Raw genomic sequence first — 23477 nt, 5'->3', positions numbered from 1 at the left:
TGAATTGGTGGGTCATTTGGCGTTGAAATCTCCGGCAAGTCGTGGCGGGTGCCCTGCACCTGCAAAAAGACGTCCTGCGCCGCGATGCTCAGGTTTTCACCGCCGCTCCAGGTAGTCGTTTCTAAATCTGTTTCGCCAAGACGTGTCAAAGGTACTTTGGGAAGGGCCAGGTATGCGACACTTTGCTGCGAACGTTCCAACGCAAGTGGTGAAAAGCCCCAGAGAGAATGTGCCGCCCTTGCCATTCATCATTTACAAATACAAACATTCATCTTATTGATTTTGTATGAGCAGAGACCCAAATTTCTCCCGGCGGACCTTCCTGTCCCAAGGCGCATGTCTGGCGGCGCTCTGCCTGCGACCCAGCTTTGCGGTTGCGGAAATGACACTTGGCCAATCGGCAAGGATATCAACTTTGTCAGATGGGTATCTGTCATTGCCGCCCGAAATGGTCTTTGGGGCAATGCCCGAGGCAGAGCTGACAGAACTTCTGAACCGCTATCAGGCAGATCTGACCAGCTACGAGCCCGAGTGCAACATTGTGCTCTACCGCGATGACCAGAATACCGTACTGTTCGACGTTGGGGCCGGGCCGGATTTCATGCAAACCGCTGGCAAACTTCCGGAAACTCTGGACGCCGTCGGGTTATCTCCGGATGAGGTCACGCAGGTGATCTTCACCCATGCTCATCCGGATCACATCTGGGGTGTGCTGGACGACTTCGGAGATCCCCTCTTTCCCAATGCCAGATATCATTTTAGCCGCAAGGAATGGGATTATTGGTGGAACCCTGCAACCGTTGACGCGATAGGAGCCGACCGCACGGCATTCGCGGTGGGCGCAAAGCGGCGCATGGAAGCCATCGAAGACTTGGTTGCATTCTTTGATGATGGGCAGGAAATCCTTCCCGGTATCGCAGCACGCGCTAGTTTCGGGCACACGCCCGGACACATGGCCTTCGAAATTCGCAAAGGCGGTGACGCGGTGATGGTCGTGGGCGATGCGCTCGGCAATCCACACGTCGCGTTCGAGCGTCCAGACTGGCTGAGCGGTACGGATCAGGACCCTGACGCCGCGGCAAGTGCCCGGAAATCGCTGCTGGATCAGATTTCTCATGCCCAAATGAAGATTATTGGATTCCATTTGCCAAATGGCGGAATTGGCCGTGTCGAAAAGGCCGGTTCGACCTATCGATTTATTGGAGAGCCTGCATGATCCGCGCTTTGTTGATTGCCTGTACCCTGGCCACGCAAACCTGGGCCAGTGAGGATATTGCAGACCAGTACCCGCAGAGCGTTCTTTACTCGAAACCTGTCGAATTTATTCCCGGCGTCTTTTCCGCCATCGGTGCAACCGCACCCCCGACTTATGAGAATTCGGGCCACAACAATAACCTCAGCTTCATCGTGACCGGAGAGGGTGTTGTCGTCATCAACGGTGGCGCGGCCTATGTGCTTGCCGAAGCGCTTCATAAGGAGATTCAAGCGCTCACGGATCAGCCCGTGAAGCTTGTCTTTAACGAAAACGGTCAGGGGCACGCTATGCTGGGGAACGCCTACTGGTCGGAACATGGGGTGCCCATCGTCGCTCATTCAGATGCTGCGGCTGAATTCGAAGAATATGGGCCACAAATCCTTGAAGGCATGCAGGCATATAACAAGGACAAGGCAAAAGGAACGTTTTTGGCCGGTCCGACAGAAACGTTTGACGATGAATACGTCGTCGAACTCGGCGATTTTCGCATCGAGGCCAAACATCTTGGACCCGCGCACAGCCCCGGCGACATTTCGATCTGGTTGCCCAATCAAAGCCTTGTCATCGCCGGTGACATGGCATTTCACGAACGTATGCTGCCAATCTTTCAGGACACCTACACCGCAGATTGGCTTGAGACCTGGCACAACGAGTTCGAAGCACTGGAAGCCACATATGTGATCCCCGGGCACGGTCATCCTACGAACATGGATCAGGTGCGCCGGTATACACGCGACTATCTTGTCTACCTGCGCGCAAAGATCCAGGAACATATGGATGCAGGCGGAGATCTGGCCGAGGCCTATTACGTCGACCAATCCCCTTACGCCCATTTGGACACGTTCGAAGAATTGGCCACGAAAAACGCGGGTCGGGTCTACGAACAGATGGAATTCGAATAAGTCAGGACCGCCGAAGAACGGGCATTCGCATCATCATCCGATGGGTGGCGACGGCCCCAACCCACATCGAGAAGACGGCAAGCCACGCAGTCAGCGACAAGGCCGATCCCCCGGACAATCCGGCACCAACGGCGCAGCCACCTGCCAACATCGCACCAAATCCCATCAAGACGGCCCCGACAAGGTAACGCTCCATCGGAGTATCCGGGCCGAACTGTTCGATCTTCCACTCGCCGGACAAAACTGCAGAAACAGCGGCGCCAATTGCAACGCCCGGAACCAGACCAATGCCAAAGGACAGCGCAATGTTCCGTTCGGCCACCAGCGCCATCAATGTGTCCGTTGCCGGGCCGGTGAACGTGACCGAAGACACCGGCACGACTTCGAAGGAGGCTTGTGCAATCGCAAATGTCATCAACCAGCCAAGCGCCACTGCGACACCAACTCCGGCGGCCGTGACAATCTTTGTAACTGTCACCTGCTGGCGCGCTGCAAACACGACAGCCAGAACAAAGGTCCCTGCGGCAAAGACTGTGTATGCGATGGGCGAAAACCCAAGTAGTGCCGAAAGGTCGCGCGCATTGCCACCTGTGATCGTCCAAAGACCGGACAGCGCCTCGCGCGCGGGGCTGAGCACACCCGTGTAAGCCGCTTGCGCAACCAATGTCAGAACCAGCCCCGTCACCATAGCCCGCAGGTTGCCGCATGAGGCCAACACCAACAGGCGCGACGCGCATCCGCGTGCCAAAATCATTCCGGCGCCAAACATCAGACCGCCGATCACTGCCCCACTCAGGCTGCCTGTTGACGCAATTGAACGCGCCCCGGACAAATCGAGCCATTCAATCGAGACGAACCCCTGTACCAGCATCAGCGCCGACGTGAATGCGATCAGCCAGACGGCCAGACGTGGCCCAAGCTCGCCCTCGGCGACTTCAACAGTGGATGCCCGCAAGCAGAAATGAGATTTCTGAGCGGTGACTCCGAACAGGATGCCGACAAGCAAACCGGCAACGGCCAATGTGCCCGAATCTCCCAGCAGATCGATGAGGCGTTCCATAGACAAAAACTCTCACCTCTTTACGTGTCCGTCTTTGCCTTCCGTCAAGTTCTCACTGTGCGGCCATCGGTTTGCGCGCAAGCTGGCACTGTGTCCACAACGCACCCAATGCCTCGACCAACAGGGTTACATCTTCTGACGAATGTACAGGTGAAGGCGTAATCCGAAGACGTTCGGTGCCTTTTGGGACAGTGGGATAGTTTATCGGCTGGATATAAATCCCGTAGTCGCGCATCAAGACATCTGAGATAAAGCGGCACTTAACCGGATCGCCGACCATGACCGGGATTATGTGGCTTGGGTTGGGTGTGTGCGGTATGCCCAAAGCGTCCAGCCTGCCTCGAACCTCGCATACGCGTTGTTGATGCAGACACCTCTCCTCATTGCTTTGTTTGAGGTGCCGTACGGACGCTGCGGCACCAGCGGCGACGGCCGGGGGCAATGCGGTGGTAAAGATAAATCCGCTGGCAAAAGAACGGACAAAGTCGACAAGTTCCTTTGACGCCGCGATGTACCCACCAACCACGCCGAACGCTTTGCCCAACGTGCCTTCGATGACCGTCAGGCGATCCATCAACCCTTCGCGTTCGGCGATGCCACCACCACGCGGCCCATACAGCCCTACTGCATGAACCTCGTCCAGATAGGTCATCGCGCCGTATCGATCCGCCAGATCGCAGATTTCGGCAATCGGTGCGATATCGCCATCCATCGAGTACACACTTTCAAACGCGATCAGTTTTGGCGCGTTGAACGGCAGGTCCATGAGATGTCGTTCAAGGTCCTTCAAATCATTATGCTTCCAGACCCGCTTTGCGCAACGACTGTGGCGGATACCCTCGATCATCGACGCGTGGTTCAATTCGTCGGACAGAACCGTGATACCGGGAATTCGAGAGGCCAGAGTTCCCAAAGCAGCCCAATTTGAAACATACCCGGACGTGAATAGCAGCGCTGCTTCCTTGCCATGCAGATCTGCAAGCTCGCGCTCAAGCAGAACATGTTCATGCGTGGTCCCCGAAATATTCCGGGTCCCGCCAGCCCCTGCGCCGCAGCTATCAATCGCCCGGTGCATGGCTGCCAGAACCTTTGGATGCTGACCCATTCCCAGATAATCGTTCGAGCACCAGACAGTGACTTTCTCAGGTCCGTTTTCTGCATGGTTGTGTGCAGTTGGAAATGCTCCGCAATGGCGCTCAAGCTCGGCGAAGACCCGGTAATTTCCTTCGTCCTGCAACTGCATCAGTTGATCACGAAAATACTGTTGGTAGTTCATGTCAGTTTCCAACAGCTTCTTCTACGATACCGGCCAACAGGGCTTCGACTTTCTCCATCGGTCCGTCAGGATAGCTTCGGTAGCCCACTTTGACACCGCCTTCGTCCTCGGCCACGAATATTCCGTAGGGGCAATAGCCGATATTCATCGGGTCGGCCTCCATCATCTCGCGCGAGAGCTTTGCGGAACAGAAGATAAATATCTCAGCGGCTGTGAAGATTTGCTTGTCGCTGCCGACATCCGCCCCCGTCCGATTCAGCATCTCACCAACATGGCTCACATAATCGATAACCAGCCCCTGCCCAACAATTGCTGATTCAACGGCAAAGGTTGCATCATCAAAGCTCCCATCAAAGGGAACGGCAATGACCTCCTCTGCAATAACCGGGTTTGCCAATGCAACTGAAAGTGCGGCTGATGCGATAAAGTGTTTCATGATGATGTTCCTCCTCCTGAACCACATTTCTTCAGATTTCACCGCCAAGGCTTTGACACCGGTCAAAGCCTTGGCGTTTTTTAGCCGAACATGTCCGATGTGATGCCGGCATACCAACCCAGCGACTCTTGGTAGGTTGCTTTTCTCAGGTCGGAATTCTCGCCGGTCTGGCTGATAAAGCCGTCCACCTTGGCAATTTTTTCAGGCGTCGCTTCATAAGTGGCACCGACCTTGACCCCGTCATCCGTATCAATGAGCGACCAGCACGTGTTCGAAAACTTGGCCGGGAAGATCTTTGATCCGGTCAATGCGCCACGAACCGCATTGGCACAGACTTTCGCCTGGCTGTTGGCCGAAAAACCGGATTTCGGCATGTCACCTTGCTGGCTGGCATCACCAAGAACATAGATGTCAGGGTCAGCTTTCGATGACATGTTCACCGCGTTCACCGGTGCCCAGTTGCCATCGGTTACACCGGCCATTTCCGCAATGCGCCCGGCTTTCATGGCCGGGATCACGTTGCACACGTCGACCTTGGTTTCTTCACCGTCGATGGTCACCGTCATGGCATCCGGATTGACCGAGACATTGCCGCCGCCAAAATCCTCTCCGATCCAGTCGATCATGCCTTCGTAATGGTCGGCCCAACCTTCCTGGAACAAAGACATCTTGGAGAATTTGGCCTTCGGATCAGCAATGATGATTTTCGCTGTCGGATTGTTTGCCTTCAGAACATGCGCAACCATCGAAACCCGCTCATAAGGTCCGGGCGGGCAACGGTACGGGTTCGGAGGTGCGACCATCGCAAAGGTTCCACCCTCGGGCATCGCCATAACCTGCGCCTTCAACAGCTCGGTTTGAGAGCCCGCCTTATACGCATGCGGCATCTTGTTCTGTGCAGTTACATCCCACCCCTCGACCGCGCCATCGACAAAGTCGATACCCGGGCTCAGGATCAATTTGTCATAAGGAATAGATCCGCCACCCGCCAATGAGACGGTTTTGGCGTCGCGGTCGACGCCCACGGCCCAATCGTGAACAACGTTGATGCCGTATTTTGCAGCAAGCGTGCCATAGCTGTGCGCAATGTCCGAAAGCTCTTGAAACCCGCCTAGATACAGGTTCGAGAAAAAACAGGTGTAATATGATTTGGACGGCTCGATCAGAATGACGTCAATCTCGCCTTTACTGTCTTTGGCGATATAGCGCGCCGCGGTTGCGCCGCCTGCCCCGCCCCCAACCACCACGACACGGGGCTTGCCCTGCGCCAGCACCATCGGGGCCGACAGCCCGGCAGCAAGTACCCCTGCGGTTCCCAGAAATGTCCGTCTGTTGAGTGTCATCGCGGTTCCTCCCCTTGGGCATTGTCACTGTGGGTTGTTGAAGTAAGCGGCCAATGCCGCGATCTCATCGCTGCTCAGGCGGCCCGCGATCATCTGCATGACAGGATGCTGCCGCTGCTTGTCCTTGTAGGCGTGCATGGCGACAACAAAATCTTGGTCGGGCCAGTAAACGATCGAAGGGATCCCATCATCAGCTCCTTCTATCTGGTGGCATGTCGTGCATTCGCTGCTCAGATATTCACCGTATTCTGGATCTCCCTGTATCGCGAGGATTTCGGGGTTGACGGAATGGTCCGTTCCCTTTGCCGTTGGGTCGGCTTCGGGGATGTCTTGCGGGTTGTCGGAAAACACACGCAAATAGGCAATTACATTGGCCCGATCTTCCGGGTTCTCGAGCCCGCGAAAGCTCATTCTGGTGCCGGATGCGAAGGCACGGGGGTTTTCAATGTAAGCCGACAATGTGTCGGCGTGCCATTCCAACCCCGAGGTGCCGGCACGGATCAGGCTTTTGGAATAGGTGAACTCCTCAAGCCCGGCCGCCCGGCGGCCAAAAATACCATTCAGATGCGGACCAATCCTGTTTTCAGCGCTCGCGCCGACCTGATGACATCCTTCGCATTGGGCAAACACAAGCTTTCCGGCCTCTGCATCGCCAAGGTCCTCAGTCGCGTTGGCAGCGGTTGCCAGGAAACTCGCAGCAAACATGACACCTGTTGCCCACCGCCGCCGCATGATCAGCTGCCGAAAGAATTCAAGTAAACAATGACCGCGTCGATATCATCCTGTTTCTTTAGCCCGGCAAAGGACATGCGTGTCCCCTTCATGTAGGCTTTAGGCTTGGCCAGAAACGCGGCCATCTCTTCATCCGTCCAGATCAAGCCATCCTCGGCGGCAGCTTTCATGGCCTTGGAGTACTTAAAGCCTTCGACGGAGGCCGCATTGGCACCGGCAACGCCGTTCAATGCCGGACCCGTGCGATGCTTGGCCCCTTCCCCGACCTGATGGCATGACTTGCACTTTTTGAAAACTTTTTCGCCTTTTTCGATCATTTCGGGATCAAGTGCCGCTGTGTCGTCAGCGGTTTCTTTGACCTCGACGGATGCTTCCTCGGAAACAGATGCCGGGTCCGCGCTGTCGGCCCCGGCTTCATCAGGAGTTACATCCAGAACGGCGGCGCGCATGGTAATTTCCACACCTTCTTTGCAATCCGTCATGCATGGCTCATCCGTCCAGAAATGCGCCTCGGCGGTTTCGCGGTCATCCACGATGAAACCACCGGCATTCGGCATTTCCACTTCAAGGAAATTTTCGTGCGACAGCGTGAACTCATCATCAACGATGTCATTGGAATACAGTATATAGGCGACAATCGCGTAAACGTCGTCAGGCTCCAGCGTTTGTGCGTCTCCAAACGGCATCGAACGGTTCACATAGTCCCATACCGTCGAAAGGTGCGGCCAGTAAGAGCCCACTGTTTTCAGCGGGTCCTTATCTGCAAGCGTGCCCTCGCCGCCCGCCAGTTTCGGCCAATTGTCCACACCTTCGGCAAAATCGCCATGACAGATCGCGCACCGTTCGGCAAAGACCTCTTCACCGGTGAACACGTCGCCAGAACCTTCGGGCAATCCGGTTCCGTCAGGTGCAACGTCGTGGTTCCATGCCGCGATTTCTTCGGGCAACGCAGGGCGCCCAAGTCCAAGCTTGTCTGCATGGGCTGGAACCGCCACGCATAACCCAAGGGCCGAGGCGGCCAATAGCCTACGATACTTCGACATTTTCCGCCTCTCCGTTTTCCTTGATCCACCAGGTCTGGATACAATTGTTGTGGTAGATTGAGTTCTCGCCCCGCACGTCCCGCAGCTGAGCTTTGCTGGGTTGGACGTAACCGGTCGAATCCTTCGCGCGGGCCTGTAACAGCATCTCTGAACCGTCCCAGTTATAGTCCAGATAAAACCGGGTCAGCGCCTTGTCTGTCCCGGGGGCCGCCAGACGTGCCGGAACCCAGTTCTTGCCACCATCCACCGACACGTCGACGCCGGTAATCGAGCCCCGCCCGGACCAGGCCAACCCGGTGATCACCAACGGCCCCGGCCCATGCGTGATAGGCGCTTGCGGGCTGGGCGACGTGACGACCGATTTGGCGTCCATGACCCATGTCCACTTGCGTGATGTTCCGTCTTCGAGAGTATCCGTATACTTGGATGTCTCTTCGCGGCTTTCGATAGCCATCTCGGTGACCTCGACCCGGCGCAGCCACTTGACCCACATGTTGCCTTCCCAGCCGGGAACGACAAGACGAACGGGATAACCGTGTTCTTTGCGCAAAGCCTCACCATTGGCTTTGAATGCTACAAGTACGTCGTCCATCGCCTTTTCCAGCGGGATCGAGCGACCATTCGAGGATGCATCCGCGCCTTCGACGTAAACCCATTTGCCTTCGGTCTTTACCCCCGCCTCTTCCAGCAGGGTGCGCAGCGGAACACCGGAATATTCCATGTTGTGGATCATTCCGTGCGTGAACTGCGCGCCGTTGAGCTGCGCACCGGCCCATTCCATACCGGTATTGGCGGCGCATTCGCAGAAATAGATACGGTTTTCACGCGGGAAACGTTCCAGATCTTCATATGTGAAGATCAGCGGAGTTTCGACCAGACCGTTGATCATCAGACGGTAGTCCGCCTTGCTCAGCTCGATGGCACCCGAATGGTGCCGCTCGAACGCGCAACCCTGCGGGGTGATCGTGCCATCCAGCGCGTGGATCGGCGTGAAATTGATCGAACTGATCGTGTCTGCGGTCAACCACTCGACGTTGCGCCGCACGACATCACTCTCGAATTGGATTGGCAGGCCGTAGGGGGTTGCATCCACGCCTTCGCCCGTTGCCTGTGCCCATTCCTGAACCTGCGTGATCAGCGGGTCAGGGCCTGCGGCGCGCGCCGCTGAGGCACCGACCGCACCTACGCCAACCGCGGCGGCACCGCTTAGAAACTGGCGACGCGATGGGGCTTTTGCCCTTGGGTTCTCGCTCATTTTGTTTGCCTCCGTCTTTCGATCAGCAAATCTTGTATTCAATGTTTGACATTCGGTTCGCGCTGTCAGGCTCCGATCACCTCGACCGAGGTATTCGGCTCGACGGTTACGGTGCCCTGACTGCGAATGTGGTTTTCGACGACATCCCAGATGGGCGGGCCTTCGGTGCCCTCGTTGACGCTGGCCCAACCGGCCACAACATAGGATTTCGCCGGATCAATCGCCTCACCTGTCTTGAGCAGGGTCATGTCGCTGATCCGCTGCCCTTGCGGTTTGGTGACATCGATACGGTATCCAAGGCCGCCGACACGCACCATGTCGCCACCCTGCTGGTAATAGGGATCGGGATTGAACAGGTTATCGCCAACATCCTCGAGGATCACGTGAATGAATTCACCCGTCATTTCCGTACGATACGCATTCGGATAGGACATCGAAGTGACGTTCCAGATATCCTCACGCGTGATCTCCTGACCGGGCAGGATCGACGGACCCCATCGCACACCCGGCGACATGGCAATGTCTGCCTCGCGCTCGCTGATCAGTGCATCACAGATCAGATCGTCCCACGTGCCATTGAAGTTTCCGCGCCGATACAGCAGCGAGTCCGTCTTGCCGATCACTTCGCTTAGTGCCGCATCATATGGTGCGCGCTGCTCGTTGATCAGTGCCGTGATTGCCGGATCAGGCGCGATGACGTCTGAAAGGATCGGGATCAGCTTGTGCTTCAGCCCCATCATCTGGCCATCCCGCACGTCCAGATCAACGCGGCTGACGAATTTGCCGTTCGAGCCAGACGCGATGATATGCGTCTTTTCGACTAGAACCGGTTCAGGCAAAGCGTCATGGGTGTGACCGCTCAGGATTACGTCAATCCCTTGAACGCGGCTCGCCATCTTTTTGTCCACGTCAAAGCCGTTATGGCTGAGGACGATGACAACATCGGCACCTGCGTCGCGCACCTCGTCCACCATGGCCTGCATGTTCTCATCACGGATCCCGAACGAGTATTCCGGGAACATCCAACTGGGGTTGGCAATTGGCATATACGGGAAAGCCTGTCCGATGACGGCAATCTTGGCCCCGCCGCGTTCGAAGAACTTGTAGGGCTTGAAAAGCTCCGCAGGTTCATCCCATTCCGCGTCAAAGATATTCTGACCCAGCGCCGCAAAAGGCAAACCTTCAACGATCTCGTTGACCCGCTCGCTGCCCAACGTGAACTCCCAATGGAATGTCATCGCATCGGGCTTGAGTGCATTCATCACGTTGACCATGTCCTGACCCGCCGTCTGATAGCAGGTATACGAGCCATGCCAGGTATCGCCCCCATCCAGCAACAGCGCATCTGGCCGGTCGGCACGGATGGCGTTGATAACGGTCGAAACCCGGTCAAGCCCTCCGACGCGGCCATAGGTCTTCGCCAATGAAGCAAAGTCATTGTAGGTCAGCGCATAGGCGGACGGGCTGCCATCTTCGATCCCGTAAGCCTTGCGAAACGCGGCCCCCGTCACATGCGGCATTTGCCCGCGCGCGTCTCCGATGCCCAGGTTGACCTCGGGCTCGCGGAAGTAGATCGGTTTGAGCTGCGCGTGGATATCCGTGATATGAATCAGGCTGATATTTCCAAAGGTCTCAAATTCCAGCAACTGGTCCTGGGTCAGGCTTTGCTGGGCCGCCAGCCTTGCCCAGTTCCCGAAACCGGATGCCCCGTACAGCGCTGAGGCCGCCATGGAGACCTGTAGAAAATCACGTCGCGATATCATCTGTTGGCTTTCCTATTTCACATATAAATGTGTGAATGTGGCAGAAATGAAAATCCCGCGCCCGGAAATCCCGGCGCGGGTTCTTTGTTACTGACGCACGGCCGGCGTTTCGACCGAAAGGCCGTTGCCGCGCGATGCCACATAAAGTTCCAGTGCCCGGAATTCGTCCGAACCTTCAGCAAAGGTTTCAGCGCGAGTATCACGAATACAGCCGCGGAAACGGTTGTGGCGCGAGATCAGCTTGGCCTGTTTCAGACGATAAGTCGGGAAACCGTTAACCATCCCCTGGCTCAGATGGTCGGCTCGGATCATGTTGCCCCAGTTGTCTTCATGACAGTTGGCGCAGCTCAGCTCCAGCTGACCATATCGGGTGTAGTACATTTCCTTGCCCTGCTCCCAATATGGGGCAGCATCGCCATCAATGGCGACATTCATGGGCAGCCCTCGTGACTGAAAGGCAATCAGCGCTACCATGCCCTGCATATCGGCACCAGACCATTTCCACGCATCTGCTTCCATGCGTTCCGTACGGCACTTGTTGATCAGATCTTCCATCACAACCAGCTTGCCGGTTTCCGCATCGACCTTCGGCATGGACGCTTGCAGCCCTTTGAAGCTTTCCACATCATCGTGGCACGAAGAGCAACTTTTGCCAGCCGCGCCATCGACAGCCTCATAAAGATCAGCGGCCTGGTCGACAAAAATCATAGCCGGGTTGTCGAAATCGTCGATCTGCAACGCCTGCGTTTCATCGGTCCTGAAATGCCACCCCGAATAGATCGTATCGAAGTTCTCGACATGGGCCGGGGCCTCGGTCACCGAAACCATTTCCAGTTCTTCGTTGATCACCAGCTTGTCTTCGTCAGGTCCAGCTGCCACTGAAACCGGGAAAGCCAGAACTGCCGCGATCGCCGTGAGTGCTTTTTTATTCATTGCGTTCCTCCCTTGGGTGACCAGCGCAGGTTTTAACCTCCGGCGCTGATCTGCCGTTACGGTCGAGCCGTCAGGCGATCTCGATCGGTTTTTTTGTGTCGTAAACGGACCCGTCATCGTCATACCACGTGAAAACGAATTCCCCGGCTTCAGGCACGGTTGCATCGAACTGAAAGTACGGGTTTGTCGAAATCGCCGGCTCCATCGTCACGTCTATCACCAGCTCTCCGTTAAACTCGCAGGTGAACCGATTGATGATCGAGCGCGGTATGACGTTGCCTTCCTTATCCTTACGCTGGCCACTTTCCATATTGTGGCTGATCAGCGTTTTGATCGTGATTGCTTCGCCAGCAGCGGCTGTTTTTGGAACCTTGACGCGGGGTTTTACACCGGATGCCATTGGTTGTTCTCCTGTTCTTCAGGGCGCGTGGCGATCAGCCGCCGCAGCCGCCAATTGTCACTTTTACGGTTGCCGAGGCCTTGGCAAAGCTGCCATCAGCCATTTTGGCCACAGCAATGACATCTTGCGTTCCTGCAAGACGAATGCGGGTCGAAGCCGCCTGTGCAGCAGCCAGCGGGCCAAAGTTGAACGTGGCAACGCCGGGCTCGGGGTTTCCGGCCGCTACGACCAGGATCGCAGCCGCACCCGGCGCGCTGACTTCGATCGGAACGGTGTTTCCGTTCTCGGCAATTTCCGGCGCCGTCAGTGTCACACCGCCGTCAGCAATGTCTGCACCGCCCGTAAACGCGGCTATCGCGTCTTCTGCAGCCGCATTTGCGCGGAACGGCATCAGGGTCAGGACCGCAGCGCCCAGACCAAGAGCCAGAGTCTCGCGACGAGAAAATTCCATTTTCAATCTCCTTTGGATCCTCACGAATTCACGCCTGAAAGCGTGATTATTGTTCTTTTAGGGTTGCGAGGAACGCGACGACATCCTCGATTTCCTGAGCAGTCAGGATTGACGTCAAAGGCCCTGACGGGGCTTTGCCCGTATAGGCGTCGCCCGGGCGGATATAGCCGTCATCCTTGTAGAAAGCCGGCATGACCGTTCCGTCAAACGTCATCTTGGCATTTGCGACCAGTCCTCGAAGCTCCGCCTCGGACCACCGGTCCCCGGCCCCATCCAGCAGCGGACCGACTTCGCCATGGAACGGAATATCCGCCAAAGCCGTGACCTGATGACAGGCCACACAGTTGCCCTTGGATTTCTCGCCCACGATGACCGCACCGTTTGCCGCATCGCCAGCGACGCCGGTCAATGAAGCCTCCACCGCGCCATAATCGTCGAACTGTACCTCTTTTGGTCCTGTTTCTGCCGCGATGGCGGCACTGCCTGTTATGATACAAGCCAAAGTCAAGTGTCTCAGCTTCATGATCCCTCCCATTTGCTACCGCGCCGATGGCGCTTTGCGACCCAAAGCCTCTGTGTACCGTAGTCGACGGGCGGGGTTCATCGCAACATTAAATTCATCTTAATGAATTTTTTTATTTATACTGCACCGCGTCAATCTTGCGAAACATTGTTTCGTTCTTGAATGCGGCGCGCATGATACCGTTGAAAATCTTCTCCATTATCAAGCTCGTACCGTTTTTCATTGACCCAGGTAAAAAGATCGAGGGTCGTTCCCTTCGAGAACGCCCCGGGCATGACCGCAACGGCCGCCTCGATTGCTGTGGCATCCTCTGATACGTCCTCCGGCAGGAAAACCAAAGTAGGGGTGAACAGAATCCCCCATTTGCGCATCAGTGATCTTTGCTCGGCTTCTTCTCCGTCAAAATCGATGGCCATCGTACTTCCGTGTAAGTCCAGCTGAACGACAAAGAAGTTTTCCTCGATATACGCAGACAGGTCGGGTTGGGGGAAAACCTCTTCATGCATCTTTTTGCAGTAGATGCAGCCCTGTTGTTCAATGAACAGAACCAGCCGCTTGCCTTCCCCCGTCGCCTCTTCAAGGTCTTCACGAAGGTCTTTGAACGTGTCCCGCATCCACGGCGTTTTATGCAGACCGTCATCCCCCAGTTCAGCCGCGGAAACCGCCCCAGCAAACAGCCCTGCAATCAAGAACAATACTATCCGTTTCATGGTGTTCTCCCGAATTAGCCGATGGCCGCCAGCCAAGGCATGTGATCCAGCATCCATTGTGCGATTAGATTTATGGAATTGGTCGCGATCAGGATGCCAAAAAGAATCAGTAAGACACCCATCGCCTTTTCAATCATTCCCAGATGTTTCCGGAAACGTGCCATCCATTGCATGAAGGGCCGAACCAGAAAGGCTGCCAGAACAAACGGCGCTGTCATGCCAACCCCATAGACGAACAAAAGCACGGCACCACGCCAAGCGGTCTCGGTTCCGGCCGCCGTGAACAGGATCGCCGCCAGAACCGGCCCGACGCAAGGCGTCCAGCCAAAGGCAAAAGCCAGCCCCAGAACATATGCCCCGATCACGCTTACATTTGTCGTCTCGCCGATATCTGCACGAAACTGTCGATACAGGAACCCGATGCGGAAAAGACCCAGAAAATGCAGGCCCATCGCGATGATGATGAGCGCAGCGATCCATCGCAGAATGTCGAAATACGCGCGAACCAGCTGACCAAAGATCGACGCCGTGGCCCCAAGCGCCATGAAGACCGTGATGATCCCTGCAGCAAAAGCAATCGCTGACAGGGTCGCCCGGCGGCGAACATCCGTGGTGATCGTCGAACCGGCCGAAATCTGCTCCATCCCGACGCCTGCAAGATAGCTGAGGTAGAATGGGACAATGGGCAGAATGCAGGGGGACAGGAACGACAAAAGCCCCGCGATCAGAGCCCCTGCAAACGTGATGTCGAGCATGGTCAAATCCGTCCTGACAGGTTACTATTCACACATTCAAAATAATAAAGATGTACCACCCAGGTCAATCGGAGCTTTTGATGCGTCACGTAATACATACATTGCTCGTCATCACATTGCTGATCTGGCCTGCTGCGTCTCGGGCTGAAATGGTGTTGCTGATGGCCGAAGAAGACGGGTGTATGTGGTGCGCCCGCTGGGACGCCGAAATTTCCGAGATCTACCCGCTGACAACGGAAGGAAAAGCTGCCCCACTGCAACGAACGGACATCCACGCAACCACGCCCGAAGGGATTACTCTGGACCGGCCGCTTTTTTATACGCCGACCTTTGTATTGCTGGAGGACGGTCACGAAATCGGCCGGATCGAAGGGTATCCTGGCGAAGACTTTTTCTGGGGGCTATTGGGTGTTTTACTACGTGACGCCGGAGTTAAGATCGAGAGCTCTGGTTAAATCCTCGGGATTTACATATACTGTTTTGAATACGTGAAGCCACGAAAGCGAGATGATCTTGTTGGACAAACCGTCGAAACTGCCCGTGTTCACCAAGGACATGTGCAACGAGGACTTGGACAGGATGATGGATAACGCCCAGACGGCGTCCAATTTCCTCAAGGCGATCAGCCATGAGGGGCGGCTGATGATTCTGTGCTATTTGTCATCAGGGGAAAAATCCGTCACGCAGATGGAGGAAATGTTGTCGGCCAGACAGGCTGCCGTTTCCCAGCAATTGTCCCGCTTGCGCTTTGAAGGGCTGGTCAAGACACGACGCGAAGGCAAAACGATCTACTACAGATTGGCGGACGACCGGTCGACTCAGATTCTGGAAGTCGTCTACAATCTTTTCTGTCGGGACAAATAGAAACCCGCGAAAAACACCGCCAGCTTTGGGAGGAGACTGGCCATGTTCGAACTTCTGGGAGACGCCAATACAGTTGCGCTGATCGGTCTGGTCGGCGGCATTGTACTTGGTCTTGCTGCGCGCATCGGGCGGTTCTGCACCTTGGGTGCAATAGAAGATTATCTTTATGCAAATGACGACCGGCGCCTGCGTATGTGGGCCGTTGCGATTGGTGTTGCGATTGTCGGCAGCCATTTGGGGATGGCGTTGGGTGGGATTGACCCGCTCGGCACGACCTATATTGCGCAGACATGGAATCCGATCGGATCGGTTATTGGCGGATTGATGTTCGGATATGGCATGGCCATCAGCGGAAACTGCGGCTATGGCGCGCTTGCACGCCTTGGCGGCGGCGACCTTCGGTCATTCGTCATTGTCCTGATCGTGGGCCTTTCCGCATATGTGGTCATGTCCGGCCCTCTGGCCTATGTTAGGATCTGGCTTTTTCCCGAAGCCATGGATCTCGGTAATCCACAAAGCGTCAGCTTCCTTGCCGAACGGCTGACGTCGATACCGGCATGGGTTACGGGAACGCTTGTCGGCTCTGCCATAGTAGTGTTTGCCCTGACAAATGACCGTTTTCGTAAATCACCTGCGCAGGTTTTTTGGGGTGCGGCGGTCGGATTGGCAGTCGTTTCAGGCTGGCTTGGCACCAATTGGGTAGCCACACACGGGTTTGACGGTGAGACCTTGCAAACACACACGTTTGCCGCGCCTTTGGGTGATACCGTGTTCTATCTCATGACCGCCTCAGGCAACACGCTCTCGTTTGCGGTCGGTTCGGTTTCAGGGGTTCTGATTGGGGCTTTCCTCGGGTCATGGTCAAAAGGTCATTTCCGCTGGGAAGCCTGCGAAGATCCACGTGAACTTAAGCGGCAGATGCTGGGAGCGGCAATTATGGGACCCGGAGCAATAATTGCGGTTGGGTGCAGCGTCGGGCAAGGCATCTCCGCTTTTTCTCTGCTGGCCTATAGCGCGCCTATAACCTTTGCGGCGATCTTTGCCGGAGCAGCTCTTGGCCTGCGACAGCTTGTGTCAGGATTGTCTTTCATTCCCGAGCGTTAAGCCCCACCACACGCTACGGTTTCTTCGTACAGTCCCTGCGCAGGTTTTCGGCGCATGCTTCAAGCACCGAAAACCTGCAGCAGACCCTTCTCTCAGCCATTGGCCATGATGGAATGCAGTGTGTCGTGTTCCGCTACAAAATGGTCTGGTGCGACCTCCTGCAGCTTTGGAACATAATCACTGTGACCGTTGACCAGCCGACTGGGCAAGAAACGCAACGCGGCTTTGGGATCCAGCGGCGATGGCAGCTCACCCGGCAGTTTGAGGCGCTGCCGCGTCCGCTCTACATCCGGATCCGGTATCGGCACGGCCGAAATCAGCGATTTAGTATAAGGGTGGATCGGTTCCGAGCAGATCACCTCACCATCACCCATTTCCACAATTCGCCCGAGATACAGAACCATGATCCGGTTCGATACCGCGCGCACCACGGACAAGTCATGGCTGATGAAAATCATCGACAGGCCGAATTCCTGCTGAAGTTCCTTTAGCAGCGCGACAATCTGCGCCTGAATGGAAACGTCCAGCGCTGAAACGGCCTCGTCGCAGATAATCAGCCTGGGCTTGTTGATCATCGCCCGCGCAATGCCGACGCGCTGGTTCTGCCCTCCGGACAGCTCGTGCGGGTAACGGTTGATCATGTTGGCCTGCAGACCAACCCGTTCCATCATCGCGGCGACCATCTGCTTGCGTTCCCGGTCCGTCAGATCGGGGCGGTAGGTTTTCAGCGGCTCAGCAATCGACGCTGAAATGGTCATGCGTGGATCAAGACTGGCCAAAGGGTCTTGGAACACGATCTGCAGGTCCTTGCGGTACTTGTTCAGCTCGGATCGCTTCAAGCCGACGATCGGATGGCCCAACCAGCTGACGCCCCCCGCGCTGGGTTCGATCAGTTGCAAAACCGCGCGCGCCAGTGTCGATTTTCCGCAACCGGATTCGCCCACGACACCCAGAGTTTCGCCCTTGCGAATATCAAAGCTGACACCATCGACAGCCTTCAGCGGAACCTTGCGCCCGAACAACCCGCCAGAGACATGAATGGGGAAATGAACTTTGACGTCATCGACCTTGAGAAGGGGTTCTTCGGCCTTTTCCAAAGCGCGCGGCGCGTCGCCGGCATCAATCCGGGGCATCGCCTCCAGCAAGGCCCGCGTGTATTCGTGTTGCGGATTTCGGAACAGCGCGCGTGTTTCGCCGGCTTCGACGAATTCGCCCATGCGCATGACCTGAACCCGGTCGCACATGCGCGCAACAACGCCCATGTCATGCGTGATCAGTGCAATCGCGGTTCCCTCATCCTTCTGCAGATGAACCATCAGATCAAGGATGTCTGCCTGAACAGTGACATCCAGCGCCGTCGTCGGCTCGTCCGCAATAAGCAGTTTGGGACTGCACAGCATCGACATCGCAATCATAACACGCTGTCGCATTCCGCCGGATAATTCGTGCGGGTACTGGTCCAGACGGCGGCCCGCTTCGGGAATGCGCACCCTGTCCAACCACTCCAGACAGCGTGCGCGCGCGGCTGACCCCTTCAGGCCCTCGTGGACCTGCAGCACTTCACGCATCTGTTGCCCAATCTTCAGATGCGGCGTTAATGCAGTCAGAGGATCCTGAAAGATCATGCCGACATCGTCGCCGCGGATCTGGTTCAGCTTGTTCACCGGCAGGTTCAAAATCTCCTGACCGTTCAGCTTGGCAGACCCGCTGGCGTGTCCGGCGGGGGGCAGCAAACCCATTGCCGCCATGAAGGTCTGGCTTTTGCCGGATCCACTTTCACCGACGATACCAAGGCATTCGCCCGGATTGATATCAAAACTGATATCCTTGACCGCCTCAACGACACCATCGGGAGTGTCAAATCGGACGCTCAGGTTCTTTACGGAAAACAGACTCATATCAGCGGTCCTTCGGGTCCAAAGCGTCACGCAAACCATCGCCGATGAAGAACATCGTGATGATAATGGCGACATAGAATGTCAGCGGGAACATCAATTGCCACAGCGTTCCATAGCCCATGGTTCCCGCCCCTTCTGCGATCAGTCTTCCCAGTGACGTGTAAGGTTCGGAAATCCCCAGGCCCAGAAATGAGATGAAACTTTCGGTCAGGATCATCTCAGGCACCAGAAGCGAGGCATAGACGATCACAACACCCAGCAGATTGGGCAAAATATGACGATACATGATCGTAAATTCACTGACGCCCGCCGCTCGGGCGGCCTCGATGAATTCGCGGTTCTTCAGGGCAAGCGTCTGCCCGCGCACAATGCGTGACATGGTCAGCCATCCAACCGCGCCCAGTGCGATGAAAAGCGTGAAGAAGGATCGCCCGGCAACAACCAGCAGAAGAATGATGATCAGAGTTGTCGGGATAGCCAAAAGGATGTCGACAAAACGCATCATCGCGCCATCCGTCCGCCCGCCAAAATACCCGGCAGTAATGCCGTAACACGTACCAACGATCAAAGCGGTCGCCGCCCCGATCAACCCCACAAGCAGGGACGTCGTGGTTGCCTGAATGACGCGGCTGTACAAATCGCGCCCCAAATCATCGACACCAAAATAGTGACCCGTTTCCATCGACGGCATTCCCATGCCCCGGACATCGCCCATGACATTCCAGTCGATCTCTTCATTGCTCCAGACGGCAAAATACGGGCCTATGATCGTGAACAACACGATAAGCAGCAGAATGAACACGCTGGCCATTGCCGCTTTGTTTCGTACAAAGCGCATTCGCGCATCCTGCCAGAGCGAACGCCCCTGAACGGCTGTATAATCGGTGATTTCTTCGGCCAGATGCGCGGCTTTTTGTGATTTTCCTAGCATATCCAGCCCCTCAGTAGCGGATCTTCGGATCGAACCAGGCATAGGCCAGATCGGTCAGCAGGTTTACCAGAACGGTCAGAACGCCATAGAGGATCGTAACCCCAAGCAGCACGGCATAGTCGCGTGATAAGGCCGAGCCGACATAAGCCTGCCCCAGACCACCGGTCGAGAAATAGATGTCAACAAAGACGGATCCGGTCAGCACATAGACAAACACCGGTCCCAGATAAGATACGACCGGCAGCAAGGTCGGCTTCATCGCATGGCGCCAGATCACGGTTCTTGTCGGCAGGCCCTTGGCACGGGCGGTTCTGATGAAGTTCGAATTCAGAACCTCCAGCATTGAAGACCGGGTGATCCGTGCAATCGATCCCATGTAAGATGTCGCAAGGGCGATAACCGGCATGATCAGATAGGGCCACTGACCACCATTCCACCCACCGCCGGGCAACCATCCCAGCCACAGGGTGAATGTCAGGATCAGGATCGGACCCATGATGAAGTTGGGCAGCGCCTGTGCTGCAATCCCCAGCCCAACCGCAAAGTAGTCGATCCAGCTGTTGTGCCGGATTGCGGCGGCAATCCCCAGTCCGATGCCCACCACAGTAGCGACCAGAAAGGACAGCGACCCATAGGTCAGCGAGATCGGAAAGCCCTGCGCGATGATGTCGTTCACATCGCGGTCCTTGAACTTGAAAGACGGGCCAAAGTCGAAATGCACAACGATATTGTACAGATAATCCCAGAGTTGCTTCCACAACGGCTGGTCCAGGCCGTACCGCGCCTCGATATTGGCCAGAACCTGCGGCGGCAATGTCCGTTCCGAGGTAAAGGGCCCACCGGGCGCATAGTGCATCAAGAAGAAACAGGCGACGATCAGCAGCAGAATCGTCGGTATGGCGGTCAGGACCCGCCGAATGACATAGGCAAGCATTCAATGCCCCCAATAGATGGCGCTGCCCCGAAGAAAACTTCGGGGCAGGTCATGGTCAGAAGATGATTACTCGGCGATTTTGTAGAGGTTCTTGGAGTACCAGTTTTGCTCTACGTTTTTGACCGGCCAGTTTCCGACATCGCTATCCATCATGTAGACACCAGCATAGTGATAGATCGGGATAACGGGGGTTTCCTGAGCGATAATACGCTCGACCTCGGTGTACAGCGGAGCCGGATCGTCCGAAGTTTTGGCTTCGGCCAGCAACTCGTCCACGCGGGCATTGTTATACTTGCCGTCGTTGTAGCCCGAATCCGACTGCAACAGGTCAAGGAAGGTTGAGGCTTCGTTATAGTCACCACACCACGCGCCGCGGGCCAGATCAAAGTTCTGGTTGCCCCGCTCTTCCAGGAAGACTTTCCATTCCATGTTGGCCAGTTCAACGTTGGCGCCCAGTTTTTGCTTCCACATCTGGCTCAGCGCGACGGCAACTTTCTTGTGGGCTTCCGAAGTGTTGTAGACCATCGAGAAGGTCAGAGGGTTATCCGCGCCGAAGCCGGCCTCGGCCAGCAGTTCCTTGGCCAGTTCATCGCGCTCAGCCTGGCTCATCGATGCCATTTCAACGACCGGGACAGTAAAACCTGCGGTTGCTTCTGGCACGAATGTATACGCGGGCGGCTCGCCACCGGCCTTGATATTCTTGGTGATGATGTCCCGGTCAACGGCTAGCGACAGGGCCTGGCGAACTTTGGGATCCTTGAATTCTTCAGGGCCGCTGTCCGACACGTTAAACGTGTAGTAGTAGTTGCACAGGCGCGGGAAGCTGATAGCCTCGCCCGGATGCTCTTCCTGCAGACGCGGGAATTGACCGGCGGGAACTTCGGTCCGGTCCAGTTCACCGGCCAGATAGCGGGTCAGGGCTACGTTTTCATCATTGATGACCAGAGCCACAACCTTGTCGATGATGGTGTTGTCATTGTCCCAGTACATCTCGTTGCGCTCACGGACCGAACGTTCCTGTGGCAAGTGCTCGGTCAGAACATACGCGCCATTGGACACGATGTTTCCGGGTTTGGTCCATTCATCACCAAATTCCGCGATCACCTTCTGAGGTGCCGGGAAGGTTGTCGAATGCGTTGTCATCTGCGGGAAATACGGCAGCGGCGCGCTCAGCGTGACTTCCAGGGTTGTGTCATCGATGGCTTTAACGCCCAGATCATCAATCGGTTTTTCGCCTGCGATGATTGCCGATGCGTTTTCGATCGACATCAGTTCCATGAACCACGCGTAGGGAGAGGACAGTGCCGGATCAACCGCCCGTTTCCAGGCGAAAACGAAATCTCCGGCGGTTACCGGGTCGCCATTCGACCATTTAGCATCGCCGCGCAGTGTGAAGGTATAGACTTTCTTGCTGTCATCGACGGTGTAACCTGTGGCAACGCCCGGAACCAGATTGCCATCCTCATCCTGGTTCATCAGCCCTTCAAACAGGTCGCGTACAATTTCAGCACCGGAAACGTCTTCGACAACCTGCGGATCGACCGAGCTGTGCTCGTCCAGAATGCGGTAGGTAAAGGTCTGATCGTCCGCCAGCGCTTCGCCGGTTTCAGGATGCATGCCAGCGGCAAACGCGGCACCTGTGATCATGGTCGACGACAAAAGCCCCGCCACTGAGTTCTGAATGTATCTGTTCATGATTTCTCTCCCATATTTTCGTCGCCGCGCGGCCCCACTTGATCGGGGTCGCACGCAGCAGCCGGGTTAGACCGACGCCCGCTGGGACTTCGTCCATTTCGATTTTGGTTTCGCCAATTCGCAAGGAACACTGCGTCGCAGCTTTCTTGGTTTCTGTCGGTAAAGAAGTTGCGAAAGTTGTCTTTCACTGCGTTGAACCGTGACATCTTTTGGCTCTGGGATAAAGCCTTGATGAAATCTTAGGCAACCACAAGCAGAAATATCTCCAACGACCTATCGCTGGCAATTTTCTGAGGATCAGCTCGGTCTTCGTGACATTTTCATGAAGCCACGCGAATTCCGAACGATCCTTCGAGCCCGAATGGCGACAGCATTCTGGCCTCGGGCAAACCAAAAAACACGCGAATCAGTGACGTCATTTCAGCAAGCCTGTGGTCCATTACATGTATCACACGGTTCAGAATACCACGGGTCAGATCACTGAGCTTTGCCAGGCTCTGTTGCACAGAGTCGAGCGCGCCGAGTAGTTCAGGTGATCGCATGGGCCTTTCCGTCGACACGCAGCTTCGGCGATTGCAGTGGCATGACTGGCATGACCCCGAATATCCAGAACCTCTCCTAACGCATTTCAGAACATATCGAAGAACCTTCGAACGGTGACCGCGGAACCATTATCGCCCAAGCGGGCCGCTTTGGCGGCTGGTCGATTTATGTTGAAAATGGCGTTCCAGCCTATGCCTAAAACTGGTTGGGGATCGAGATATTTACTGTTTCGGCGTCCGAACCTGTGACCGAAGGTACTCATGAAATCGTCCTCGATTTCGATTATGACGGTGGAAGCCCTGGCAAAGGTGGGACGGCACCCTCTTTGTTGACGGGATGCAGGTGGCACAGGGCAGGACCGACCAGACACTGGCCATCATCTTTTCGGCGGACGAAACAGCAGACGTTGGCTTCGACCTTTCCACACCGGTGGCCAAAGCGAACGGCGCCGAAGCAGCTTTGCGTTTTACCTGCAAGGTAATCTCGGTGACGGTGGCGGTTGAGTAAGATCGCTCCGAAAGAGGAGAGGCGTTCAGGCATCTGCCACAACGGGTGCCTGGAACCGTTGATGTAAACACGCTTATCATGACGATTGAAAGGCTTTCGGCACTGCTGAAGCTGGCGACGTGAATTGCTTTTGTGGCTATTCCCGCTGTTGTTTTGGCATTTAT

25 protein-coding genes are annotated in these 23477 nt (G+C 55.9%); 6 read left to right on the top strand and 19 right to left on the bottom strand.

Features of this window, described 5'->3' with window-relative positions; all coding sequences use genetic code 11:
* Positions 1-286 precede the first annotated feature (286 nt).
* Positions 287-1216 carry an MBL fold metallo-hydrolase gene (locus ACR0LL_RS15475; RefSeq protein ID WP_480588177.1) on the top strand — a complete coding sequence of 310 codons (930 nt, stop codon included), beginning with the start codon at positions 287-289 and terminating at the stop codon, positions 1214-1216.
* Positions 1213-2157 (top strand): MBL fold metallo-hydrolase, encoded by a 945-nt coding sequence (locus ACR0LL_RS15470; protein ID WP_480588175.1) that lies wholly within the window; start codon positions 1213-1215, stop codon positions 2155-2157. Before ACR0LL_RS15475 ends, ACR0LL_RS15470 begins: the two co-directional genes overlap by 4 nt.
* Before the next feature lies 1 nt (position 2158).
* Here ACR0LL_RS15470 and ACR0LL_RS15465 read toward each other — a convergent pair whose 3' ends face one another.
* The 14 genes from ACR0LL_RS15465 to ACR0LL_RS15400 all read right to left on the bottom strand — a co-directional run bounded on the left by ACR0LL_RS15465 (position 2159) and on the right by ACR0LL_RS15400 (position 14837).
* Positions 2159-3217, bottom strand: a complete 1059-nt coding sequence (locus tag ACR0LL_RS15465) for a YeeE/YedE family protein (protein ID WP_480588174.1) — start codon at positions 3215-3217, stop codon at positions 2159-2161.
* A gap of 52 nt (positions 3218-3269) precedes the next feature.
* Positions 3270-4493 carry a 5-aminolevulinate synthase gene (gene hemA / locus ACR0LL_RS15460; RefSeq protein ID WP_480588173.1) on the bottom strand — a complete coding sequence of 408 codons (1224 nt, stop codon included), beginning with the start codon at positions 4491-4493 and terminating at the stop codon, positions 3270-3272.
* 1 nt (position 4494) lies between these two features.
* Positions 4495-4929: a DUF302 domain-containing protein gene (locus ACR0LL_RS15455; RefSeq protein ID WP_480483429.1), complete on the bottom strand. Its 435-nt coding sequence runs from the start codon at positions 4927-4929 to the stop codon at positions 4495-4497.
* Between the two features lie 80 nt (positions 4930-5009).
* Positions 5010-6272 (bottom strand): FCSD flavin-binding domain-containing protein, encoded by a 1263-nt coding sequence (locus tag ACR0LL_RS15450; RefSeq protein WP_480588171.1) that lies wholly within the window; start codon positions 6270-6272, stop codon positions 5010-5012.
* A 24-nt stretch (positions 6273-6296) separates the two neighbouring features.
* The gene (locus ACR0LL_RS15445; RefSeq protein ID WP_480588169.1) at positions 6297-7004 is read right to left on the bottom strand and encodes a c-type cytochrome; all 708 of its coding nucleotides are present in this window, start codon (positions 7002-7004) and stop codon (positions 6297-6299) included.
* Positions 7005-7006: 2 nt separating this feature from the next.
* Positions 7007-8047: a c-type cytochrome gene (locus ACR0LL_RS15440; protein ID WP_480588168.1), complete on the bottom strand. Its 1041-nt coding sequence runs from the start codon at positions 8045-8047 to the stop codon at positions 7007-7009.
* Positions 8031-9302, bottom strand: a complete 1272-nt coding sequence (gene soxC, locus ACR0LL_RS15435; RefSeq protein WP_480588166.1) for a sulfite dehydrogenase — start codon at positions 9300-9302, stop codon at positions 8031-8033. Before soxC ends, ACR0LL_RS15440 begins: the two co-directional genes overlap by 17 nt.
* Positions 9303-9367: 65 nt before the next feature.
* Positions 9368-11065: a thiosulfohydrolase SoxB gene (gene soxB / locus ACR0LL_RS15430; RefSeq protein ID WP_480588164.1), complete on the bottom strand. Its 1698-nt coding sequence runs from the start codon at positions 11063-11065 to the stop codon at positions 9368-9370.
* Positions 11066-11152: 87 nt separating this feature from the next.
* A complete protein-coding gene (gene soxA, locus ACR0LL_RS15425; protein WP_267366180.1) occupies positions 11153-11998 on the bottom strand; it encodes a sulfur oxidation c-type cytochrome SoxA in 846 nt (281 codons plus the stop codon).
* 70 nt (positions 11999-12068) lie between these two features.
* On the bottom strand, positions 12069-12398 hold the full coding sequence (gene soxZ, locus ACR0LL_RS15420) for a thiosulfate oxidation carrier complex protein SoxZ (protein ID WP_209507503.1): 330 nt from the start codon (positions 12396-12398) through the stop codon (positions 12069-12071).
* Between the two features lie 34 nt (positions 12399-12432).
* Positions 12433-12849: a thiosulfate oxidation carrier protein SoxY gene (gene soxY / locus ACR0LL_RS15415; RefSeq protein WP_480588163.1), complete on the bottom strand. Its 417-nt coding sequence runs from the start codon at positions 12847-12849 to the stop codon at positions 12433-12435.
* Positions 12850-12895: 46 nt separating this feature from the next.
* Positions 12896-13372 (bottom strand): sulfur oxidation c-type cytochrome SoxX, encoded by a 477-nt coding sequence (gene soxX, locus ACR0LL_RS15410; protein ID WP_267366181.1) that lies wholly within the window; start codon positions 13370-13372, stop codon positions 12896-12898.
* A 131-nt stretch (positions 13373-13503) separates the two neighbouring features.
* Complete coding sequence (locus ACR0LL_RS15405) at positions 13504-14082, bottom strand: thioredoxin family protein (RefSeq protein WP_480588162.1); 579 nt, start codon at positions 14080-14082, stop codon at positions 13504-13506.
* A gap of 14 nt (positions 14083-14096) precedes the next feature.
* Entirely contained in the window at positions 14097-14837 is a 741-nt protein-coding gene (locus ACR0LL_RS15400) for a cytochrome c biogenesis CcdA family protein (protein WP_480588160.1), read from the bottom strand.
* 80 nt (positions 14838-14917) lie between these two features.
* Here ACR0LL_RS15400 and ACR0LL_RS15395 point away from each other — a divergent pair, with 80 nt between their 5' ends.
* Genes ACR0LL_RS15395 through ACR0LL_RS15385 form a run of 3 tightly spaced genes read left to right on the top strand, consistent with a single transcriptional unit; the run spans position 14918 to position 16805 of the window.
* The gene (locus ACR0LL_RS15395; protein WP_480588158.1) at positions 14918-15292 is read left to right on the top strand and encodes a hypothetical protein; all 375 of its coding nucleotides are present in this window, start codon (positions 14918-14920) and stop codon (positions 15290-15292) included.
* A 52-nt stretch (positions 15293-15344) separates the two neighbouring features.
* A complete protein-coding gene (locus ACR0LL_RS15390) occupies positions 15345-15701 on the top strand; it encodes an ArsR/SmtB family transcription factor (protein WP_209507497.1) in 357 nt (118 codons plus the stop codon).
* A gap of 42 nt (positions 15702-15743) precedes the next feature.
* Positions 15744-16805: a YeeE/YedE family protein gene (locus ACR0LL_RS15385; protein WP_480588156.1), complete on the top strand. Its 1062-nt coding sequence runs from the start codon at positions 15744-15746 to the stop codon at positions 16803-16805.
* A gap of 92 nt (positions 16806-16897) precedes the next feature.
* On the opposite strand, the gene ACR0LL_RS15380 is transcribed toward ACR0LL_RS15385, so the two are convergent.
* The 5 genes from ACR0LL_RS15380 to ACR0LL_RS15360 all read right to left on the bottom strand — a co-directional run bounded on the left by ACR0LL_RS15380 (position 16898) and on the right by ACR0LL_RS15360 (position 22805).
* Complete coding sequence (locus ACR0LL_RS15380) at positions 16898-18703, bottom strand: ABC transporter ATP-binding protein (protein WP_480588154.1); 1806 nt, start codon at positions 18701-18703, stop codon at positions 16898-16900.
* Between the two features lies 1 nt (position 18704).
* A complete protein-coding gene (locus ACR0LL_RS15375) occupies positions 18705-19634 on the bottom strand; it encodes an ABC transporter permease subunit (protein ID WP_209507494.1) in 930 nt (309 codons plus the stop codon).
* 10 nt (positions 19635-19644) lie between these two features.
* Entirely contained in the window at positions 19645-20568 is a 924-nt protein-coding gene (gene oppB / locus ACR0LL_RS15370; RefSeq protein ID WP_209507493.1) for an oligopeptide ABC transporter permease OppB, read from the bottom strand.
* A gap of 66 nt (positions 20569-20634) precedes the next feature.
* The gene (locus ACR0LL_RS15365) at positions 20635-22263 is read right to left on the bottom strand and encodes a peptide ABC transporter substrate-binding protein (RefSeq protein ID WP_480588152.1); all 1629 of its coding nucleotides are present in this window, start codon (positions 22261-22263) and stop codon (positions 20635-20637) included.
* Between the two features lie 320 nt (positions 22264-22583).
* On the bottom strand, positions 22584-22805 hold the full coding sequence (locus tag ACR0LL_RS15360) for a hypothetical protein (RefSeq protein ID WP_480588151.1): 222 nt from the start codon (positions 22803-22805) through the stop codon (positions 22584-22586).
* Between the two features lie 337 nt (positions 22806-23142).
* Here ACR0LL_RS15360 and ACR0LL_RS15355 point away from each other — a divergent pair, with 337 nt between their 5' ends.
* Positions 23143-23313, top strand: a complete 171-nt coding sequence (locus ACR0LL_RS15355) for a hypothetical protein (protein ID WP_480588149.1) — start codon at positions 23143-23145, stop codon at positions 23311-23313.
* Positions 23314-23477 lie beyond the last annotated feature (164 nt).

The sequence above is a fragment of the Ruegeria sp. AI2 genome (assembly GCF_056541275.1).
Note: the sequence above shows the minus strand (reverse complement) of the source record. Positions and strands in the feature narration are given on the sequence as shown.

Excerpts from the sequence above, each read along its gene's own strand:
- ACR0LL_RS15475 (WP_480588177.1), top strand. The coding sequence starts at position 287 with ATGAGCAGAGACCCAAATTTCTCCCGGCGGACCTTCCTGTCCCAAGGC.
- ACR0LL_RS15470 (WP_480588175.1), top strand. The coding sequence starts at position 1,213 with ATGATCCGCGCTTTGTTGATTGCCTGTACCCTGGCCACGCAAACCTGG.
- ACR0LL_RS15465 (WP_480588174.1), bottom strand. The coding sequence starts at position 3,217 with ATGGAACGCCTCATCGATCTGCTGGGAGATTCGGGCACATTGGCCGTT.
- hemA (WP_480588173.1), bottom strand. The coding sequence starts at position 4,493 with ATGAACTACCAACAGTATTTTCGTGATCAACTGATGCAGTTGCAGGAC.
- ACR0LL_RS15455 (WP_480483429.1), bottom strand. The coding sequence starts at position 4,929 with ATGAAACACTTTATCGCATCAGCCGCACTTTCAGTTGCATTGGCAAAC.
- ACR0LL_RS15450 (WP_480588171.1), bottom strand. The coding sequence starts at position 6,272 with ATGACACTCAACAGACGGACATTTCTGGGAACCGCAGGGGTACTTGCT.
- ACR0LL_RS15445 (WP_480588169.1), bottom strand. The coding sequence starts at position 7,004 with ATGCGGCGGCGGTGGGCAACAGGTGTCATGTTTGCTGCGAGTTTCCTG.
- ACR0LL_RS15440 (WP_480588168.1), bottom strand. The coding sequence starts at position 8,047 with ATGTCGAAGTATCGTAGGCTATTGGCCGCCTCGGCCCTTGGGTTATGC.
- soxC (WP_480588166.1), bottom strand. The coding sequence starts at position 9,302 with ATGAGCGAGAACCCAAGGGCAAAAGCCCCATCGCGTCGCCAGTTTCTA.
- soxB (WP_480588164.1), bottom strand. The coding sequence starts at position 11,065 with ATGATATCGCGACGTGATTTTCTACAGGTCTCCATGGCGGCCTCAGCG.
- soxA (WP_267366180.1), bottom strand. The coding sequence starts at position 11,998 with ATGAATAAAAAAGCACTCACGGCGATCGCGGCAGTTCTGGCTTTCCCG.
- soxZ (WP_209507503.1), bottom strand. The coding sequence starts at position 12,398 with ATGGCATCCGGTGTAAAACCCCGCGTCAAGGTTCCAAAAACAGCCGCT.
- soxY (WP_480588163.1), bottom strand. The coding sequence starts at position 12,849 with ATGGAATTTTCTCGTCGCGAGACTCTGGCTCTTGGTCTGGGCGCTGCG.
- soxX (WP_267366181.1), bottom strand. The coding sequence starts at position 13,372 with ATGAAGCTGAGACACTTGACTTTGGCTTGTATCATAACAGGCAGTGCC.
- ACR0LL_RS15405 (WP_480588162.1), bottom strand. The coding sequence starts at position 14,082 with ATGAAACGGATAGTATTGTTCTTGATTGCAGGGCTGTTTGCTGGGGCG.
- ACR0LL_RS15400 (WP_480588160.1), bottom strand. The coding sequence starts at position 14,837 with ATGCTCGACATCACGTTTGCAGGGGCTCTGATCGCGGGGCTTTTGTCG.
- ACR0LL_RS15395 (WP_480588158.1), top strand. The coding sequence starts at position 14,918 with ATGCGTCACGTAATACATACATTGCTCGTCATCACATTGCTGATCTGG.
- ACR0LL_RS15390 (WP_209507497.1), top strand. The coding sequence starts at position 15,345 with ATGATCTTGTTGGACAAACCGTCGAAACTGCCCGTGTTCACCAAGGAC.
- ACR0LL_RS15385 (WP_480588156.1), top strand. The coding sequence starts at position 15,744 with ATGTTCGAACTTCTGGGAGACGCCAATACAGTTGCGCTGATCGGTCTG.
- ACR0LL_RS15380 (WP_480588154.1), bottom strand. The coding sequence starts at position 18,703 with ATGAGTCTGTTTTCCGTAAAGAACCTGAGCGTCCGATTTGACACTCCC.
- ACR0LL_RS15375 (WP_209507494.1), bottom strand. The coding sequence starts at position 19,634 with ATGCTAGGAAAATCACAAAAAGCCGCGCATCTGGCCGAAGAAATCACC.
- oppB (WP_209507493.1), bottom strand. The coding sequence starts at position 20,568 with ATGCTTGCCTATGTCATTCGGCGGGTCCTGACCGCCATACCGACGATT.
- ACR0LL_RS15365 (WP_480588152.1), bottom strand. The coding sequence starts at position 22,263 with ATGAACAGATACATTCAGAACTCAGTGGCGGGGCTTTTGTCGTCGACC.
- ACR0LL_RS15360 (WP_480588151.1), bottom strand. The coding sequence starts at position 22,805 with ATGCGATCACCTGAACTACTCGGCGCGCTCGACTCTGTGCAACAGAGC.
- ACR0LL_RS15355 (WP_480588149.1), top strand. The coding sequence starts at position 23,143 with ATGCAGGTGGCACAGGGCAGGACCGACCAGACACTGGCCATCATCTTT.